Here is a 16,636-nt window from a genome sequence, read left to right on the forward strand (position 1 = left end):
TAGACGATCTTCTCCCAGCCCCATTCGAGCAGTCCGGCGAGCACCCCGCCGAGCACCGCCACGGGCAGGGTGAAGCGGCGGTAGCGGGTGAGCAGGAAGGCGAGCTCGACCCCGCCGCCCTGCATGAGACCGGACACGGCGGTGCTCCAACCCCACTGGTCGCCCAGCGGCATCGAGAGCACGGCGGCGACCATCTCCGCGAGCAGGGCGGCGCCGGGCTTGCGCACCAGCGCCGCGGCGAGCACGGCCGGCAGGAACCAGATCCCCGCCAGCGGCCCCTCGGCAGGCTTGAACGCCGCGGTCAGCGGGCCGATCAGGGTGTAGAGCTGGCCGTAGCCGAGGAAGGCGACCCCGAAGGCCGCCCCGATCAGCACGGTCACCAGCAGATCGACGGTGCGATAACGAGTCATCACGTCTCCTCCCAGGTCCTGGAAGGGGCGCGGAGCACCGGCGGTGCTCCACGGAAATCCCGACTCCCTACGCCGGTGCGAGCCGGATCAGGTTCGAGGGTCTGCGCCGTCGGCGCACTCTCAGCACCGGACGGTGCTCCCCTGTCAGTGGATGACGAGCAGACAGTCTAGCCCAGGAGCACGCTCAGCGGCGGGCACGGATGGCCTGGTCGATCGCATCGGCGGCCGCCTGGGGGTCGACGGGGGAGAGGATGTAGCAGGTGTCCTTCGTCCCGATGATCTCCACGCTCGTCCCCGGCCGGGTGACCAGCATCCGGTAGGGCCGCTGCTGCTCGGCGACGGTGAAGATCTTCCGCCGGCCGACGGGGGTGAGCTCCTCGGGCTTCGGGGTCATCGCCCTCCCGCGCCGCCAGCCGTAGCCGCCGAGGGCGACGCCCACGGTGCCGGTGGGGATCTCGCGCAGCTGCACGGTGCGGAAGTCCTCGATCGGCCAGACCCGGCGGGGCAGGAAGCCGCCGAGGCTGACGGTGACCCCGTTCCCGTCGACCACGAAGCGGGTGGCCTGGCCCATCCACGTCCACAGCGCCAGCGGCCGCGAAGGCGGCGAGCACCGCGATCGCGCCCGGCGCCGAGCCGCGCCGCAGCGAGCAGGCCCGACACGATCAGGCCCGCCACCACCGTGACGACGACGCGGGTCCAGCCCACGGAGGAGGGCACCGTCCGCCCGACGTGGAAGGGCGGATCGGGCCTCACCAGATGCTCACCCGCTCCTCGGGGGCGCGGTACATGCCGTCGCCCTCGCGCACGTCGAAGGCCTCGTGGAACTCGTCGAGGTGCCCGGCGACCGTGTTGCAGCGGAACTCCATCGGCGCATGCGGGTCCACGGCCAGGCGGCGGATCGCCTCCTGGGGCCGGTTCCGGCCCCGCCACACGGTCGCCCAGGACCAGAACACGCGCCGCAGGCCGGTGAGTCCGTCGAGCTCGGCCGCGGCCTCCTCCTCGGAGCGGCTGGCGAGATAGGCCTTCACCGCGATGGAGAGCCCGCCGAGGTCGCCGATGTTCTCGCCGATGGTGAGGGCGCCGTTGACGCGGTGGGAGTCGTCGAGCTCGCGCGGGGACAGCTCCGAGTACTGCGCGATGAGACGGGCGGCGCGGGCGTCGAAGGCCTCGCGGTCCTCGGCCGTCCACCAGGAGACGAGGTTGCCCTCCCCGTCGTACTTCGAGCCCTGGTCGTCGAAGCCGTGGCCGACCTCGTGGCCGATCACCGCGCCGATCCCGCCGAAGTTCACGGCGTCGTCGGCTTCCGCGTCGAAGAACGGGGGCTGGAGGATCGCGGCGGGGAAGACGATCTCGTTCCGGCCGGGGTTGTAGTAGGCGTTGACCGTCTGCGGGGTCATGTGCCACTCGGTCTCGTCCATCGGCCCGCCGACCTTCGAGAACTCGAAGTCCGCCTCGAAGCGGCGGGAGGCGCGGACGGTCGCGACGAGGTCGCCGGGGACGAGCTCGAGGCCGTCGTAGTCGCGCCACGTCGAGGGGTACCCGATCTTCGGGGTGAACCTCTCGAGCTTCGCGAGCGCCTTCTCGCGGGTGGCCGGGGTCATCCAGTCCAACGAGCTGATCGAGTCGCGGTAGGCGTCCATCAGCGCGTCGACCAGCGCGGTCATCCGTTCCTTGTGGGCGGCGGGGAAGTGGCGGGCGACGTACTCGCGGCCGACGGCGAAGCCGACCGCGCCCTCGACCAGGGCCACGCCCCGCTTCCACCGCTCCTTCAGCTCCTCCGCGCCGGAGAGGACGCGGCCGGAGAAGTCGAAGTCCTCCTCGACCAGCGCGGCGGGGAGATAGGGGGCGTAGGAGGAGACGGTGTGCAGGGCGAGCCAGGTGCGGAGCACGGCGAGGTCCTCCCCGGCCAGCGGCTCGGCGGCGGCGGAGACGAACTCGGGCTGGCCGACGGAGACCACGTCGAAGGCCGCGGCCGGCGCGCCGGTGCCCTCGATGTACGCGTCCCAGGGGAAGGCGGGGGCGAGCTCGCTGCGCGCGCGGCGTCCATGGGGTTGTCGGACTTCTCCCGGTCGCGCAGGCGGACCACGTCGACGTGGCAGGCGGCGAGGCGGGTCTCGAAGTCGAGCACGGCGCGGGCGAGCTCCTCGGGGCCGCCGACGGCGAGCCCGGCACGGCCGGGGCGCTCGGCGAGACGGGCGAGGTTCGCCAGGTGCGCGGCATAGGCCTCGCGGGTCTCGGCGTGGTGCTCCTCGCGGTAGTAGGACTCGTCGGGCAGGCCGAGGCCTCCCTGATGGATCTTGACCTGGTACTGGGAGGAGTCGTGGTCGTCGGTCCACACATAGGCGAGCACCGCCGAGGCCCCCGAGTCGGGCGCCGCCATCCGGCGCACGAGGCCCTCGAGGTCCCGGATCGCCCCGATCTCGTCGAGCAGGCCGACGAGGCCGGACAGGCCGGCGGCCTCGATCGCCTCGGTGTCCATGAACATGCGGTACAGCGTGCCGATCCGGGCGTGGTCGGTGGTCGGGACCGGCAGGCTCCCCGCCTCGTCCGCGCGCGCGCGACGTCGTCGGCCGCCTCCTCGACGATCTCCCGCACCCGCTCCTCGGACAGGTCGCGCGGCGCGTGGAAGGCGCCGTCGCTGGACCGGTCGGCGGGCATCACGTGCTCGGCGAGCCAGAGGCCGTTGACGTGGCCGAAGAGGTCGTCCTGGGGGCGGGCGGCGGCGTCGACCTGCTCGAGGTCGAGTCCGGAGGGGAGGGCTGCGGTCATCATCTGCTCCTGCGGGGGTGGTGGGGTCGGTCGGTCAGAGGCTCAGCAGTCCGAGCACGGCCAGGGCGAGGGTCAGCGCTCCGAGGGCGACGGGCATGTACGCCCAGGGGGTGCGGGAGCGCTCCGCCGGAGGCCTGCGCTGGAGGACGAGGGTCGACAGCCCGGTGCCGATCGAGAGCACGGCGGTGCCGACGGCGAGCACGGGCGAGAGGATCACGAGCACGGTCGCGCCGAGCTGGAACATCACGGTGCCGAGCACGTCCAGCAGGCGCATCACGACGGTCTCGCGGGCGCCGACGCGCTGGGAGAGCAGGGTCGAGATCGCCTCCTCGGACCAGTCGCCGGGCGTGGCGATGCGGCGCCGGGTCGCGACGGTCTGCGCGGTCGCCAGCACGATCCACACCAGCGCGCGGCCGGCGCCCACCCACACCCCGAGCTCGGAGCGGATGTCGGCCGGCCACAGCACGAGAGCGAGCAGCACCGTGGCGATGCGCGCGACCTCCTCGAGCACGCGCGCACCGCGACCAGCCCCGGGTTCACGGCGAGCTGGCGGCGGGTGCGGGCGACGAAGAGGCTCGTCGCGACGAGGGAGACGAGCCGCAGGGCGCCCAGCCCGATGCCCAGCAGCAGCGGCACCGGCGTGGTGGGGGCGAAGGGCAGGATCGCCACCAGCATCACGATCGCGAGGGCGGGGATCAGCAGGGCCTGGATCGACAGGCCCTTGACGAGGTCCCGGACGAGATCCGCCCCGGTGGGGGGATGGTCATGGCCGGTGTGGTCATGGGGATCGTGGGGGTCGTCGCAGTGCGGGCGGGGCTCCGCGGGGGTGTCGGTCATGGGGCTCCTTCTCGGTCCCCACCAGGGTAACGGGGCCCGGCCCGGGTCTGACCTGTGGAACCATGGGCTCGTGAGGACGGACGAGAAGCATTCCCAGGCCCCCGGGCTGACCGCGGCGCAGCGGCGGCGGGCGGTCGGCGCCGTCGTGGCCGCGGCGACCGGGGACGCGCTCGGGGCGCCCTACGAGTTCCAGGCCCCTGTCGTCGACTCCGAGGAGATCGCCATGATCGGCGGCGGCGTGCTCGGCTGGCGCTCGGGGAGTGGACCGACGACACCTCGATGGCGATCGTCGTGCTCGAAGCCGCTCTAGCCGCCTCCGACCACCATGACCTGCGGCTCGAGTCCGCGCAGGACCACATCGCGCGCGAGTGGTACTCGTGGTCGCTGGGCACCCCGGACATCGGGAACCTCACCTCCCACGTGCCGCGCTCCGCGGCGGACATCGGCCGCGAGGCGGGCCACTACGCGCCCCGCGCGGTCGACTTCCGAGCCGCGGCCGCGAAGGCGCACGAGGACCACCCGACCTCTGCGGGCAACGGCTCCCTGATGCGCGCCCACGCCTCGGTGTCGCCCTATCTGCTCTCCCCGGACGCGGACGCGGCCGAGGCGATCGCCTCGGTGTGCCGCTTGACACACGTGCATCCGGACACGATCGAGGCCTGCATCCTGTGGGGCTTCGCCGTGCGCCACGCGATCCTCACCGGCGAGCTCGACGTGCGCGTCGGCCTCGACCAGCTCGAGCCCGAGCGCCGCACGGTCTGGCAGGACCGGATCGAGGAGGCGGAGGAGTCGACCCCGGTCATGTTCCGCCGCAACGGCTGGGTCGTCGGCGCCTTCCAGGCGGCGTGGGCGGCGATCGCCGGCGTCGGCCCGATCCCCGAGGGGAAGTTCGCCCAGCGCGACGCACTGGTCGCCGCGCTCGAGGCCGCGGCCCGGGCCGGCTACGACACCGACACCGTCGCGTGCATCACCGGCTCCCTGATGGGGGCGGCGCTCGGCCACAAGGCCGTCCCGCCCGAATGGAGGCGAGTCCTGTTCGGCTGGCCCGGCTACGAGGTCGAGGAGCTCGCGAACCTCGTCGAGCGGGTGATCGCCCCGCAGGTGGACGAGGAGCCGATCCCGTGAGCGCCTCCCGAGGCAGGTCAGGGCGCGGGGGCTGGGACCTGCGGATCCTGTCCTGGAACCTGTGGGAGCCGCGCGGCGACCTGCATGCGCTGATCGAGGCGGTCGGGGATCTCGACCCCGACGTGCTCCTGGTCCAGGAGGCGCCCCGCTTCGTCGCCGCCCACGACGCGGCTGGCCTGGTTCGCCCGGCGCATCGGCCGACGGGTCCTGGTCGGCGGGCTCGGCGGGCGGGGCCTCGCGATCCTCGCGACCGAGGACGTCGCCGCGCAGGTGATCCGCCGCGGCATGCACCCGGTCGCGCAGAGCGTCACGGACCTGAACTCCACCTACCCGCGCGGGGTCGCCGCGGTACGGCTGTCGGTCCCCGGCGGCGGCGAGGTGGTCGTCTCCTCGCTCCACTTCGCGCCGCAGGAGGACAACCGTCTGCGCCATGCCGAGCACGTCGCGGCGCTGGTGCGCGGGGCGGGGGCGCCGGTGATCGTCGGCGGCGACTTGAACGAGACCGCCGACGGCGCGGCGCGCCGTCTGCTGGACCCGCTGCTGCGGGACCCGGCCGGGCAGTCCGAGCACACGTTCCCGGCCGCCGGTCCGGTGCGCCGGATCGACGCGATCCTCGTCGGCGAGGGCGTGCGGGTGCGCGACGCGCGGGCCGTCCGCTCCACCGCGCGGGTCGGCGAGGAGCGGCTCTCGGGCGCCAGCGATCACCTGCCGACGCCGCTGGACGTCAGCGTCTGAGACCCCGGAGCGGGTCGCTCAGCCCCGGAGTCCGGTGCGCAGGGCGACCGTGTCGTCCTGCCCGCCGACGTGCCGGATCGCGAACCCGCACTCGACCGGTCCGCGCGGCCGTGAGCTGGGTCCGGTAGGAGTCCACCGCCCGCTCCACCGCGTCCGCGGTCTGCGGGAGATCGCGCACCACGGTGCCGGGTGCCGCGGCGTCGCTCGCGATCTGCACCAGCGGCACGCCGGTCCGCTCGGCCGCGGCGACGGCGACGTGATGGGCGCGCACATGGTCGGGATGCCCGTAGGTGCCCTCGTCGTCATAGCCGATCAGCACGTCCGGACGGCACTGCTCGACGAGGGCGACGAGGTCGTCCGCGGCCTGCTCGAGCGGGGCGAGGGAGAAGCTGTCGGGGCCGGCGTCGGGGGAGGGACCGGCGAGCCCCTCGCGCACCCAGGCCATGCCCGAGTCGCGGTAGCGGCGCGGGGCCGCGCCGGCCGCGAGCGCGGGGGCGGTGCCCAGCCAGTGCCGCTCGGCGATCCCGAGCGCGGCGGTCGCGGCATCGATCTCCTGCTCCCGGATCTCCTCGAGGGGGCGCTCGTCCCCGTCAGCGACCGCGCCGGGGACGCTCTCGCCCTCCTCGCCGCGGGTCGCGGTGACGAGCACGACGCGGGTGCCGTCGGCGGCGAGCGCGGCGAGCGGCCGCGCCGGTGGAGAGCGACTCGTCGTCGGGATGGGCGTGGACGGCGAGCACGGTGCGTGCGGTCCCGAGCAGCTGCCAGGGGTCGGTGCTCATGCGCGCTCCTCCACGAGACGGGTGTACTGGGAGGCGAGCGCCTCGGCGGTCGCCTCCCAGGTGCGGGAGGCGGCGAACTCGCGGGCGGCGCGGACCGCCGCCGCGTAGCGGTCCTCGTCGTCGAGGAGCGCTTCGAGGGTCTCGGCCCAGACGTCGGGGTCGCGGGCGCCCTGCACCGGGCCGTCGGGCGCGACGGCCTCCCGCACCCCGCCGGCCGCGCGCCAGGCGAGGACGGGAGTGCCGCTGGCCTGCGCCTCGAGGGCGACGAGGCCGAAGGTCTCCGACCAGCTGGTCAGCAGCAGCGCGCGCCGGCGCGCGCATCGCCTCGGCGAGCTGATCGCGGTCCAGGGTGCCGACCATCTCGACCCGGTCCTCGACGCCGAGCTCCTTCGCGAGGGCCCGCAGCGACTCCAGGTACTCGGCGAAGGCGGGGGCGGCGGAGCCGGCCAGCACGAGCCGCGCGCCCCGTGCGGGGTCGAGCCGAGCGAGGACCTCGAGCGCCAGGTCGGGGCCCTTCAGCGGCTCGATCCGCGCGGTGAACAGGAGGGTGGGGCGGTGGCGCCGGGCCTGCACGTCCTCGCAGGGGTGGAAGCGGTCCACGTCCACGCCGGGGCGGACCACGGCGAGGCGCTCTCCGGGAACGCCGTAGCGCTCCACGACGGTGCGCGCCTCCGCGTCGGAGACGGCGATGACCAGGTCGGAGCCGGTCGCGGCGAACTGCTCGCCGGGGATGCGACCCTCGGACTCGGCCGGCTCCCCGGCCTCGAGCGTCGAGGAGCCCTCGGGCGCCGCGACCGAGTGGAAGGACTGCAGGTGGGGGAGGTCCAGCTCCCGGGCGAGGGGCAGGGCGGCGACGCCGCTGAACCAGTGGTGGGAGTGGACCAGGTCGTAGTCGCCGTCGGCGAGGTGCGGCCGCAGCCGCTCGCGGAAGGGCCGGATCATCGCGTCCATGTCGCCCTTGGCGACGGGGGCGGCGGGCCCGGCGTCGAGGTGCGCAGGCGCACCCCGTCGGCGACCTCGACCACGGCCGGCGCGTCGGGGTCGGAGCGTCGGGTGAAGAGGTCGACGCGGTGGCCCAGCCGGGCGAGGGCGAGGGACTGCTCGAGCACCACGACGTTCATGCCGCCCGCGTCCGCGCCTCCGGGCTCGGTGAGCGGTGAGGTGTGCAGGCAGACCGCGGCGATCCGCAGGGAGGTGGCCGTCATCCCGCCATCCTAGAGGGGTCGCGCGGTGACCCTCCGAGGGGCTCCTGTTCGCCCGTGACGAAATAGGACGCGGCCTGGGTCACGGGAAGTTGAACTGGGAAACAGCATAGTGGAGCCTGACAGACATGGACACGGCGGAGAAGGTTGACTGGGCGGCGCTGAACGCCCACGCCGCGGGCCGTCCCGCCCGTCGGCTCGTGGGGAAGGCGATCTCTGCGGCCGGAGGTGACCGCCGTCCCGGGGTCGTGCTCGATCTGGGGGCCGGCGCTGGTGCCGACTCCCTCCAGTTCGCCCGGCGCGGCTGGCAGGTCCATGCCTACGACAGCGACGACACCCTCGCTGCCCGCCTGGTGGAGAACGAGCGCATGAGCGGCTCGGTGACCTTCCACCACACCGACATCCAGGACGTGGCGGAGTTCCCGTCCGCGCAGATCGTCTACTCGACCTACACCCTGGGCCTGCTCGGCCCGGAGGCGTCGCCGGAGGTGTGGGCGAAGCTCGTCGGCGCCCTCTCCGCGCGGCGGCGTGATGGCGGTGGACTTCTTCGGCCCCAACGACTCCTGGGCGGAGTCGCCCGATGTCGCCACGCTCCCGCTCCACGAGATCGACGCGATGTTCCGCGACTTCCACGTGATCGACCGCTCGGTGCGCGACGAGGACGGCCGCTTCCTCGCGGAGAAGAAGCACTGGCACGTCATCACGACGCTGGCCCGGAAGGTCCGCTGACCCGGGATCCGGTCGCTCCGTCGGCTGTCAGCGCGAGCGTAGGCGGCGGGGGCGGCGGGAGTCACGGAGTTCCTGCACCGCCGCCGGGCGGGGAGCCCCCGTCCTCCGTCGGGGCGGAGTCGTCCCCAGAGGTATGAGCGGACCCTTCGGCGCGGAGGGGCGGAGGGATCACGCTCGGCGGCGACGAGTAGCCGACGGCGCCGTGCGGGCTGGTCCAGCGATGTCGGGTCGCGCCGTCGGCCCTGGCCTCCGCGTCAGCCGCCGTGATCTCCCACTGCCCGTGCTCCTTGGCCAGGTTGCAGCGCACGCACAGGCCCTGGCCGTTCTCGTAGCTGGTCGGCCCGCCGCGGTGATGGGGCACGACGTGGTCGATGTGGCGGATCACCGCATTGCACCAGGGCGTGCGGCAGGTGACGTCCCGCAGACGGATCAGCCGGGAGAGCCCGACGGAGAAGGCGCGCGCCCGGGATTCCATCGCCACCAGCTCGCCCGGGCGCGGACTCGCGTACAGCCGACGGAAGACGGCGGCGGCTTCCTGGTCGGGGTGCTCGATCGGGGCGGAAGGGTCCGGTGGATCGCTGGTACCGGCACCGTGTGGATCGTTGGTCCCTACGGGATCGTGCCCCTCGAACGGACCTTCCGCAGCAGGAGTCCCGCTGACGACCGGCGGATCCTCGGACCCCACCTCGCGGATCCGTCCCGGAGGCCGGCCCTGCAGGGTGTCGGTGATGACGTGGGCGGGGATCGTTCCGTAGCCCTCGAGCAGAGCGCACTCCTCCTCGTCACCGCGACCGAGCGGCGCCCTGTCGGTGATGACGATGCCGAGGTCGAGCCGTGGCCGGGAGGCGGTGGGGGTGAGGGCGGTGCCCGTGGGGGCCGCTCGCAGCACGGCATCCACCAGCAGGTCCGCCTCGAGGGCGCGTGCGGGTGTGCGGGATCCGGCGGCGCGGAGCGACTCGGAGCGGGCGTGGAGGGTCTGCATCACGGAGGTCGCCTCGAGGCCGGACAGCACCGCGCTGAGCCGCGCCATCCCGTCGGCCAGCGGCGTCATCGTCACGTGGCGTGCGCGTGCGGCGCGCTCGGCCCGGTCCCGCGAGCCCTCGGGCTCGAGCCGCTGGACCATGCCGCGCAGGTCGGAGGCCAGGCGCTTCCTCCCGCGTCCCTGCGGCGCCTCGGGGTCCTCGGCGATCAGTCGGTCGATCCGTGCACAGGTCTCCGGGGAGGCGCCGTCGAGCGTGGTCGCGACGGTCGAGGCCTGCTCTGCGGTGAGCCGTCCGCGCGCGCGACAGAGGTGGTGCCGGGCGGCTGCTGGACGAGCCGCCGCGCCGCGGCGAGGGAGTAGGAGCCGGCGGAGGGGGAGACGCGACGGGCGAGCGAGATCTCGTGGGATGCACCCTTGCCGCGACGGGAGGCGGGGACTTCGTGCGCCTCGTCGTCGCGAGCGATCCTCTGCTCGGCCTGCACCTGCCAGGTCGTGTCGATCGCGGCGAGTGCGGAGCGCAGGTGATCGAGCCCGGCGAGCACGGCGAGGGCCTCCTCGGCGCCGCCGGGGGCAGTGTCCGGCGACGGATCGCGCGTGGACCGGGTGCGGGTGAAGGCGTGGAGGGTAGAGGTCAGCACCTCGGCGAGGACCGCGCGGGCCGACGGGTCGGCGCCGAGGCCTGCGAGCCGCGCGGCGGCCCGATCCAGGACGTCGACCTCTGCAGGACCGCCGGCCGGCTCAGAACCGCCGTCAGGCCCGGACGCGCGGGCCGACGGGGGCTCTGCGCCGGGGCGGCAGGAGTCCCCACCGGGGCGGTCCCCGTCGTCCTGCCGTCTCGTGTGAGCCATGCCTCCATCGTACGTGTGTGCGATTTGTGACACCAGGACTGAAGGGAATCTGTGGATGAATCCGACGGCCTTCTCGTAAATGTGGACAGAACTGTGGAAAACGTGGGTGTGTGGAGGAGAGGTCGAGGTGGCCGTGTCGGCGTCTGTGCGGTGAGAGTGCTGGTCATGCGCGATGCGACGAGTGTTTGCCCGTCGCGCGCGCCCTGTCGGACCCGTCGGAGAAACGGTTCGATGTTGACGCCTTGGGTTGACCGCGGAAAATGCGAGGAAGTGGGCCTGTCAATACCTCGACAAGAATTGTGCACAGCCCCCGACTGTGGAGGAAAGGCGGGCCGCGCGAGCCGGCCGCTCGACCATTTCCCCAGCGGCGTCAGCACCGCTGTCACCCGCCGGTGACCGCTCGCGTCGTCGCTCAGCCCGAGCTTCGCGAAGAGCCGCTGGGTGTGCTTCTCGATCGCTGGGCATCCCTGCCCCGACCCTCAGCCCTGCTCGCAGATCTCCTTCAGCGTCGCCAGGTCCGCGCCGACGGCCTCGGCGTCCTCCGTGAACTCCGCCTCGCTCATCGAGCCGCGGCGCAGGGTGAACACCACCTCGCAGCTCTCCTCCGTCAGCGGCGGCACCCGCGGCGGGTTCAGCACGGACTCGCCGGTGGGCAGGGTGACGGTGTGGTCCACCACGCCCAGATCGTTCTCCGGCACGAAGCTGACCAGCACCCGCCCCATTGGCGAGCTCATCGACCACTGGGAGACCTCCCGCGCACCTCGCTGCCCGCGAGCCCCGCCGCCCAGCGGGGCAGGTTCCGCGGATCACTCACGTACTCGTACACGCGACGCCAGGGGCGGTCGATCACGATCGACAGGTGGCGGGAGGGGCCGGCGGCGGGGGTGGAGTCGCTCATGGGGCGACGCTAACAGCCTTCGTGTCGCGAGCGCCCTGCGCCGCCCTGACCGTCGCGCCGACCGCGTCCTCCCAGCTGGTCGTGACGAGCCCCTCCTCCCGTTCGAGACGCCCCGGCACCTGCGCGCACGGCCCGTACCAGAGCCCGCAGATCCCGTGGAGCATCGCCGCCGCGAGATCCGGCACGTGGGTGAGGGTGTGCGGCGCGTCGGCCCGGCCGAACAGGATCGCGCGACGCCCCGCGAGCAGCGGCTCGATCACCATCGCGGTCGCGACCGCCGCCCCGGTGCCGACGGAGCTCGGCCCGATCATGTCCGAGGCGATGACGCTGAGGGGGGGCCGGTGTGCGCGGCATCGTCGAGCTCGGGAACGCCCAGATCGCCGGTAGCGGCGTCGCCGGCCTCAGCGCCCACCTGTTCGGCCAGCTCGGCCCCGATGCGGTCGCCCTCGGCGAGGACATCCTCCGCCCCCAGATCGAGATCCTCGCGGACCTCATCGCACCGCGCTGAGCGACCTGCCCGTCGCGTCCTCGTCGAGCGCGGCGAGGACGACCCGGACGATCGCGCTCGGCGTCGCGGGCTCTCGCACCCGCGCGCCCGCCGCCGAAGGGGCGACCACGACCCAGTGGGGCGTGCCTCGTCGGCGCATCCTGCCGATCTCGACGCTCCCACCCCTGCGCAGCGGGATCACGAGCGCACCGCTCGGGCCGACGGCGAGGCGGGATCCCAGCTCGGGACGCGCGCGCGAGCAGGAGCGCACGGATCCGCTCGCGCTCGGCCCGCACCACATCGGCGGGGACGGAGCGCGCAGCGGAGCGGCGCGACGGCGACATGCTCACGAGCCTAGGAGCGGGGTGCGACAAGGGAGCGGAGCGACGCGGGCCGTTCGCTCAGCGTCGCAGCGCCCGGGCCCAGACCTCGCGATGCCGGGCGACATGATCGGCCGCAGCACGCCAGTGCGCGCCGTGCCCCGACACGAACATCGTCCCCCACGGCTCGCGGCCCTCGGCATGGGACCGGCGCAGCAGCTCGTGCATCGCCTCGGTGCGCTCCGCCATCGCCTCCGGGAGGTCGCCGCGCGGCTCGGGGCCCGCCCCGTAGCCGTCGACCAGTGCGGCCAGGCGCGGCGCCGCGGAGGCCGGATCCTCCCGGACGTCGTTCAGGGTGAAGGCCTGGGCGGAGTACGCGAGGTCCCACAGCCGGGTGCTCGGTGCCGCACCGTCCCAGTCGATGAACACCCATCGTTCGCCGATCAGCAGGTTCCACGGGGTGAGGTCCCCGTGGCAGATCAGGTCCGCCTCGGCTCCCGGTGACGGGATCAGCGGGACCCAGCCCGGCTCCTCCGTGGGGCGGAACGCCTCGCAGGCGTCATGGACGGCGCGGATCATCGCCCCGACGCGTGCGAGCTCGTCGAGGGAGAGCCTCGGCGACTCCAGGGCGAGCGTCCCGGGGACGAACTCCAGGATCTGCCTGCCCTGCTCGTCCCGTCCGAGCGGGCTGGGGACGTCGATCCCTGCCGCGGAGACGGTGCGCATGAGCTCGTGCACCGCGGGAGTGGCTCGCTCCCAGGGCTTGCGCACCGTGTCGCCGACGCGCACCACGCCGGCGGTCGCGTTCCCGCCATCCAGCGGCTCCTCGTGCACCATCGTGCCACCGTAGCGACATCTCCCCCTCACGGGGGAGCGGAGTCGCTCGCGGGAGGGAGGCGGGCGGGACGGGCGAGGGCGAGGCTCGTCCCATGAGCACCACCACCGACACCCCCGCCCTCCGCACCCGCCCCCGTCCCGACCGCCTCACGACGGCCGCCGGCTGGAGCCTCCTCGCGATCTGCGCCCTGCACACGCTCGCCTTCTCGCTCCATCCGTACTGGGCCGACTGGCTCGCCGGACCGCTGCGCACCACCGAGGCGAGCCTCGACGAGGCGGCGCAGTTCTGGGGGGCGCCCGGCGGGTTCGTCCTCCCCGGCGTCCTGCTCGCCCTGCTCGCTGATCCGTCTGGGGAGGCAGGGAGGGCGAGCACCCGCGGCGTTCGGGCCCGTGCTGGGGCTCTGGGCCCTGGGTCGCGTGTGGATCCTCGGACCCAGCGGGTTCCTGTTCGTCCTGGTCCCTGCCGCGCCGTTGCTCGTCCTCGCGCGCCTGAAGGGCGGCCCTGCCGCCGCCGCCTAGGATCCTCGTCCATGACCGCACTGGAGGCCTACGCCCGCCGCGCCGAGGAGTACACCGCGGCCGCTCGGCGGCGTCGAGGCGATGGCCCCGGCGGACGTCCGACGGATCGAGACCTGGGCCCGCACGGCCTGTGGGCCGCCGCTCGACCTCGGTCGCGGCCCCGGACACTGGACCGCGCACCTCGCTGCGCTCGGCCACGAGGTCGAGGGCTGGGACCCGGTGGCGGAGTTCGTGCGGAGCGCCCGGGACCGCCGTCCCGGGACGGCCTATCGCCGGGCCGCGCTCGCCGACCTCGAAGGGCACCCGGGCACCTGGGGCGGGATCCTCGCCTGGTACTCGCTGATCCACCTCGAGCCCGCGGCGATGCCCGGCGCCCTCGCCGCGCCGCACCGGGCCCTGCGCCGCGGCGGGACCCTGCTGCTGGGGTTCTTCGACGGGGCGCGGCAGGAGCCCTTCGACCACGCCGTCGCGCCGGCGCAAGACTGGCCCGTCGGCCGGATGACCGAGCTCGTGGAGGCGGCGGGGTTCGAGGTCCTCGATGTCGAGACGCGCACGGACCCGGGCGCCCGGCCGCACGCGGCCGTCCACGCCCGAGCCCCTCACTAGGCTGACACCCATGGCACAGCGCAGGCAGGACGGCGGCGCGGGAGACGCGGACTACGGCGCCCTCGGGTCCACCTACTCCCGCTACCGACGCCCCGACCCGCGGATCGCCGCCGTGATCACCCAGGCGCTCGGCGAGGCGCGCACCGTGCTCAACGTCGGGTCCGGGGCCGGCTCCTACGAGCCGACGGACCGGGAGGTCACCGCCGTCGAGCCCTCCGCCGTGATGCGGGCCCAGCGCCCCGCCCACCTGGCCCCGGCCGTGGACGCGACCGCCGAGCAGGCTGCCCTTCGCCGACGACTCCTTCGACGCCGCCATGACCACCTTCAGCGTCCACCAGTGGCAGGACCTTCCTGCGGGCCTGGCCGAGCGCGCCGCGTGACGCGCGGCCCGGTCGTGATCCTCACCTGCGACCCGGCCCGCGTGCAGGAGTTCTGGGTGCGGGAGTACGCGCCGGAGGTGCTCGAGGTCGAGGCGCGCCGCTGCCCGTCGCCGGAGGCGCTCGCCGACGGGCTCGGCGGCGGCGTCTCGATCAGCACCGTGCTGATCCCGCAGGGTCGCACCGACGGGTTCACCGAGGCGTACTACGGACGGCCCGAGCACCTGCTCGACGTCGAGGCGCGCCGCGCGCCTGCTCGGCCTGGTCGCTCGTCGACCCCGCGGTGATCGACCGCTTCACCAGGGAGCTCGCCGGTGACCTGCTCGACGGCACCTGGGACGCCCAACACGGCGCGCCGCGCACGCCGCCGCGCTACGAGGGGTCCCTCGTCGCCGCTCGTCGCCGAGCCCTGAGCCGTCCCCGCCCCGCTCAGTCCCCGAGGATCGCGCCGCGGGAGGCGGACTTCACGAGCTTCACGTACTTGCCCAGCACGCCCTTGGTGAACTTCGGGGGCGGCGGCTCCCAGCCCTCCTGCCGTGCGGCGAGCTCCGCCTCGTCGACCAGCAGGTCGAGGGTGCCCGCGCCGACGTCCAGCCGGATCCGGTCCCCGTCGCGCACGAACGCGATCGGGCCGCCGTCCACCGCCTCCGGGGCGATGTGGCCGACGCACAGGCCCGTCGTCCCGCCGGAGAAGCGGCCGTCCGTCATCAGCGCGACGTCCTTGCCGAGCCCGGCGCCCTTGATCGCGCCGGTGATCGCGAGCATCTCGCGCATGCCCGGCCCGCCCTTGGGGCCCTCGTAGCGGATCACCACCACGTCGCCGTGGTCGATCGTGCCGTCGTTCAGCGCGTCCAGCGCATGCCGCTCCCGCTCGAACACGCGCGCGGTCCCCTCGAAGACGTCCTCCTCGAAGCCCGCGGACTTCACCACCGCGCCCTCGGGGGCGAGGGAGCCGTGCAGGATCGTGATCCCGCCGGTCGGGGCGATCGGCGCGGTCGCCGGGCGCGAGACGGTCCCGTCGGCCGGGCGGGGCTTCAGCACCTCGAGGTTCTCGCCGATCGTGCGGCCGGTGACGGTCAGGCAGTCCCCGTCCAGCAGGCCCTCGTCCAGCGGCGTCTTCATCACGACCTGGATGCCGCCCACGTGGTCGACGTCGTTCATGACGTAGCGGCCGTAGGGCTTGAGGTCCGCGAGGTGCGGCACCTTCGCGCCGATCCGGGCGAAGTCCTCGAGGGTGAGGTCCACGCCCGCCTCGTGCGCGATCGCGAGCAGGTGCGAGACTGCGTTGGTCGAGCCGCCGAAGGCCTGGACCACGCTGATCGCGTTCTCGAAGGAGGCCTTGGTCATGATGTCGGAGGTCGTGATGCCCTGCCTCAGCATCCCCACCACGGCCTCGCCCGCCCGGCGCGCGTCGGCGTCGCGGCGCCGGTCGGCCGACGGGGGAGTGGCCGAGCCGGGGATCGACATGCCGATCGACTCGGCGACCGTCGCCATGGTGTTCGCGGTGTAGAAGCCGCCGCAGGCGCCCTCGCCCGGGCAGATGGAGCGCTCGATCCGGCCGACGTCCTCCCGGCTCATCAGCCCGCGGGCGCAGGCGCCGACGGCCTCGAAGCCGTCGATGATCGTCACGTCCTTCTCAGTGCCGTCGGAGAGTGCGGCGCGGCCGGGCATGATCGTGCCCGCGTAGACGAAGACGCTCGCGAGATCGAGGCGCGCCGCGGCCATCAGCATCCCCGGCAGGGACTTGTCGCAGACCGGCCAGCAAGACCGAGCCGTCGAGCCGCTCGGCGAGCATCACCGTCTCGACGCTGTCGGCGATGATGTCGCGGGAGACGAGGGAGTAGTGCATGCCCTCGTGCCCCATCGAGATCCCGTCGGAGACCGAGATGGTGCCGAACTGCAGCGGGTACCCGCCGCCGGAGTGCACGCCCTCCTTCGCGGCCTGGGCGAGCCGGTCCAGCGACAGGTTGCAGGGGGTGATCTCGTTCCAGGAGCTCGCGATGCCGATCTGGGGCTTGTCCCAGTCCGCATCGCCCATCCCCACCGCGCGCGCGATGCCGCGGGAGGTGGTGGCGGCCAGGCCGTCGGTGACCGTGCGGCCGCGCGGCTTGATGTCCGGGGCGCGGCGGTCGGCGGGGGAGGGAGCGGCAGGGGCGGCGTCGTCGGGGGTCATGGC

Annotated in this window: 21 protein-coding genes, 6 pseudogenes and 1 riboswitch; of the genes and pseudogenes, 8 read left to right on the top strand and 19 right to left on the bottom strand. The window is 73.9% G+C overall.

Annotation, left to right across the window (positions count from 1 at the left end; genetic code table 11):
• Nucleotides 1-89 precede the first annotated feature (89 nt).
• From WKH84_RS21500 to WKH84_RS21525, 6 genes and pseudogenes are all read right to left on the bottom strand, one after another.
• Nucleotides 90-410: pseudogene (locus tag WKH84_RS21500) on the bottom strand (ECF transporter S component); the annotation flags it as partial.
• Nucleotides 411-457: 47 nt separating this feature from the next.
• Nucleotides 458-563, bottom strand: a riboswitch (TPP riboswitch).
• Between the two features lie 31 nt (nucleotides 564-594).
• On the bottom strand, nucleotides 595-981 hold the full coding sequence (locus tag WKH84_RS21505) for a hypothetical protein (RefSeq protein WP_341855047.1): 387 nt from the start codon (nucleotides 979-981) through the stop codon (nucleotides 595-597).
• 178 nt (nucleotides 982-1,159) lie between these two features.
• On the bottom strand, nucleotides 1,160-2,509 hold the full coding sequence (locus WKH84_RS21510; RefSeq protein ID WP_341857002.1) for a M13-type metalloendopeptidase: 1,350 nt from the start codon (nucleotides 2,507-2,509) through the stop codon (nucleotides 1,160-1,162).
• Nucleotides 2,494-2,895 (bottom strand): annotated as a pseudogene (locus WKH84_RS21515) (M13 family metallopeptidase N-terminal domain-containing protein); the annotation flags it as partial. The pseudogene WKH84_RS21515 and the gene WKH84_RS21510, both read right to left, overlap by 16 nt.
• 134 nt (nucleotides 2,896-3,029) lie before the next feature.
• Nucleotides 3,030-3,182, bottom strand: a pseudogene (locus tag WKH84_RS21520) (hypothetical protein); the annotation flags it as partial.
• A gap of 31 nt (nucleotides 3,183-3,213) precedes the next feature.
• Nucleotides 3,214-3,690, bottom strand: coding sequence for a hypothetical protein (locus WKH84_RS21525; RefSeq protein ID WP_341855048.1), 477 nt, complete (start codon nucleotides 3,688-3,690; stop codon nucleotides 3,214-3,216).
• 380 nt (nucleotides 3,691-4,070) lie between these two features.
• Between WKH84_RS21525 and WKH84_RS21530 the strand changes: the two genes are divergently transcribed.
• Complete coding sequence (locus tag WKH84_RS21530) at nucleotides 4,071-5,141, top strand: ADP-ribosylglycohydrolase family protein (protein WP_341855049.1); 1,071 nt, start codon at nucleotides 4,071-4,073, stop codon at nucleotides 5,139-5,141.
• A 17-nt stretch (nucleotides 5,142-5,158) separates the two neighbouring features.
• Here WKH84_RS21530 and WKH84_RS21535 read toward each other — a convergent pair whose 3' ends face one another.
• Complete coding sequence (locus WKH84_RS21535) at nucleotides 5,159-5,335, bottom strand: hypothetical protein (RefSeq protein WP_341855050.1); 177 nt, start codon at nucleotides 5,333-5,335, stop codon at nucleotides 5,159-5,161.
• Nucleotides 5,336-5,381: 46 nt separating this feature from the next.
• Here WKH84_RS21535 and WKH84_RS21540 point away from each other — a divergent pair, with 46 nt between their 5' ends.
• Nucleotides 5,382-5,876 (top strand): endonuclease/exonuclease/phosphatase family protein, encoded by a 495-nt coding sequence (locus WKH84_RS21540; protein WP_341857003.1) that lies wholly within the window; start codon nucleotides 5,382-5,384, stop codon nucleotides 5,874-5,876.
• Here the strand turns inward: WKH84_RS21540 and WKH84_RS21545 are convergent.
• From WKH84_RS21545 to WKH84_RS21560, 4 genes and pseudogenes are all read right to left on the bottom strand, one after another.
• The gene (locus tag WKH84_RS21545; RefSeq protein WP_341855051.1) at nucleotides 5,866-6,525 is read right to left on the bottom strand and encodes a PIG-L family deacetylase; all 660 of its coding nucleotides are present in this window, start codon (nucleotides 6,523-6,525) and stop codon (nucleotides 5,866-5,868) included. The two genes, WKH84_RS21540 and WKH84_RS21545, sit on opposite strands and share 11 nt — an antisense overlap.
• A 126-nt stretch (nucleotides 6,526-6,651) precedes the next feature.
• Complete coding sequence (locus WKH84_RS21550) at nucleotides 6,652-6,993, bottom strand: glycosyltransferase (RefSeq protein WP_341857004.1); 342 nt, start codon at nucleotides 6,991-6,993, stop codon at nucleotides 6,652-6,654.
• A 34-nt stretch (nucleotides 6,994-7,027) separates the two neighbouring features.
• Nucleotides 7,028-7,705, bottom strand: a pseudogene (locus WKH84_RS21555) (glycosyltransferase); the annotation flags it as partial.
• Complete coding sequence (locus tag WKH84_RS21560; RefSeq protein WP_341855052.1) at nucleotides 7,594-7,860, bottom strand: glycosyltransferase; 267 nt, start codon at nucleotides 7,858-7,860, stop codon at nucleotides 7,594-7,596. The pseudogene WKH84_RS21555 and the gene WKH84_RS21560, both read right to left, overlap by 112 nt.
• A gap of 125 nt (nucleotides 7,861-7,985) precedes the next feature.
• Between WKH84_RS21560 and WKH84_RS21565 the strand changes: the two are divergent.
• Nucleotides 7,986-8,312 (top strand): annotated as a pseudogene (locus WKH84_RS21565) (class I SAM-dependent methyltransferase); the annotation flags it as partial.
• A gap of 73 nt (nucleotides 8,313-8,385) precedes the next feature.
• A complete protein-coding gene (locus tag WKH84_RS21570; RefSeq protein WP_341857052.1) occupies nucleotides 8,386-8,586 on the top strand; it encodes a hypothetical protein in 201 nt (66 codons plus the stop codon).
• Nucleotides 8,587-8,647: 61 nt separating this feature from the next.
• Here the strand turns inward: WKH84_RS21570 and WKH84_RS21575 are convergent, their stop codons facing one another.
• From WKH84_RS21575 to WKH84_RS21595, 5 genes are all read right to left on the bottom strand, one after another.
• Complete coding sequence (locus tag WKH84_RS21575) at nucleotides 8,648-9,709, bottom strand: HNH endonuclease signature motif containing protein (RefSeq protein WP_341855053.1); 1,062 nt, start codon at nucleotides 9,707-9,709, stop codon at nucleotides 8,648-8,650.
• Nucleotides 9,710-9,774: 65 nt separating this feature from the next.
• Nucleotides 9,775-10,416, bottom strand: a complete 642-nt coding sequence (locus WKH84_RS21580) for a hypothetical protein (protein WP_341855054.1) — start codon at nucleotides 10,414-10,416, stop codon at nucleotides 9,775-9,777.
• Nucleotides 10,417-10,895: 479 nt separating this feature from the next.
• A complete protein-coding gene (locus tag WKH84_RS21585) occupies nucleotides 10,896-11,150 on the bottom strand; it encodes a hypothetical protein (RefSeq protein ID WP_341855055.1) in 255 nt (84 codons plus the stop codon).
• Complete coding sequence (locus WKH84_RS21590) at nucleotides 11,147-11,314, bottom strand: SRPBCC family protein (protein ID WP_341855056.1); 168 nt, start codon at nucleotides 11,312-11,314, stop codon at nucleotides 11,147-11,149. Before WKH84_RS21590 ends, WKH84_RS21585 begins: the two co-directional genes overlap by 4 nt.
• Complete coding sequence (locus WKH84_RS21595; protein ID WP_341855057.1) at nucleotides 11,311-11,625, bottom strand: hypothetical protein; 315 nt, start codon at nucleotides 11,623-11,625, stop codon at nucleotides 11,311-11,313. The genes WKH84_RS21590 and WKH84_RS21595 overlap by 4 nt, the downstream gene beginning before the upstream one ends.
• Nucleotides 11,626-11,657: 32 nt before the next feature.
• On the opposite strand from WKH84_RS21595, the gene WKH84_RS21600 reads away from it, so the two are divergent.
• Nucleotides 11,658-11,822, top strand: coding sequence for a hypothetical protein (locus WKH84_RS21600; RefSeq protein WP_341855058.1), 165 nt, complete (start codon nucleotides 11,658-11,660; stop codon nucleotides 11,820-11,822).
• On the opposite strand, the gene WKH84_RS21605 is transcribed toward WKH84_RS21600, so the two are convergent.
• Entirely contained in the window at nucleotides 11,806-12,072 is a 267-nt protein-coding gene (locus tag WKH84_RS21605) for a hypothetical protein (RefSeq protein ID WP_341855059.1), read from the bottom strand. The two genes, WKH84_RS21600 and WKH84_RS21605, sit on opposite strands and share 17 nt — an antisense overlap.
• Before the next feature lie 130 nt (nucleotides 12,073-12,202).
• Nucleotides 12,203-12,958, bottom strand: coding sequence for a phosphotransferase (locus WKH84_RS21610; RefSeq protein WP_341855060.1), 756 nt, complete (start codon nucleotides 12,956-12,958; stop codon nucleotides 12,203-12,205).
• Between the two features lie 390 nt (nucleotides 12,959-13,348).
• On the opposite strand from WKH84_RS21610, the gene WKH84_RS21615 reads away from it, so the two are divergent.
• The 3 genes from WKH84_RS21615 (at nucleotide 13,349) to WKH84_RS21625 (ending at nucleotide 14,747) form a co-directional block, all read left to right on the top strand.
• On the top strand, nucleotides 13,349-13,477 hold the full coding sequence (locus WKH84_RS21615; protein WP_341855061.1) for a hypothetical protein: 129 nt from the start codon (nucleotides 13,349-13,351) through the stop codon (nucleotides 13,475-13,477).
• 81 nt (nucleotides 13,478-13,558) lie between these two features.
• The gene (locus tag WKH84_RS21620) at nucleotides 13,559-14,083 is read left to right on the top strand and encodes a class I SAM-dependent methyltransferase (protein WP_341855062.1); all 525 of its coding nucleotides are present in this window, start codon (nucleotides 13,559-13,561) and stop codon (nucleotides 14,081-14,083) included.
• Nucleotides 14,084-14,093: 10 nt separating this feature from the next.
• Nucleotides 14,094-14,747 (top strand): SAM-dependent methyltransferase, encoded by a 654-nt coding sequence (locus tag WKH84_RS21625; protein ID WP_341855063.1) that lies wholly within the window; start codon nucleotides 14,094-14,096, stop codon nucleotides 14,745-14,747.
• Nucleotides 14,748-14,889: 142 nt separating this feature from the next.
• Here the strand turns inward: WKH84_RS21625 and ilvD are convergent.
• Nucleotides 14,890-16,633, bottom strand: a pseudogene (gene ilvD, locus WKH84_RS21630) (dihydroxy-acid dehydratase).
• Nucleotides 16,634-16,636 lie beyond the last annotated feature (3 nt).

Origin of the sequence: Brachybacterium sp. GPGPB12, from assembly GCF_038396325.1 — a bacterium.
Classification (GTDB): domain Bacteria; phylum Actinomycetota; class Actinomycetes; order Actinomycetales; family Dermabacteraceae; genus Brachybacterium; species Brachybacterium conglomeratum.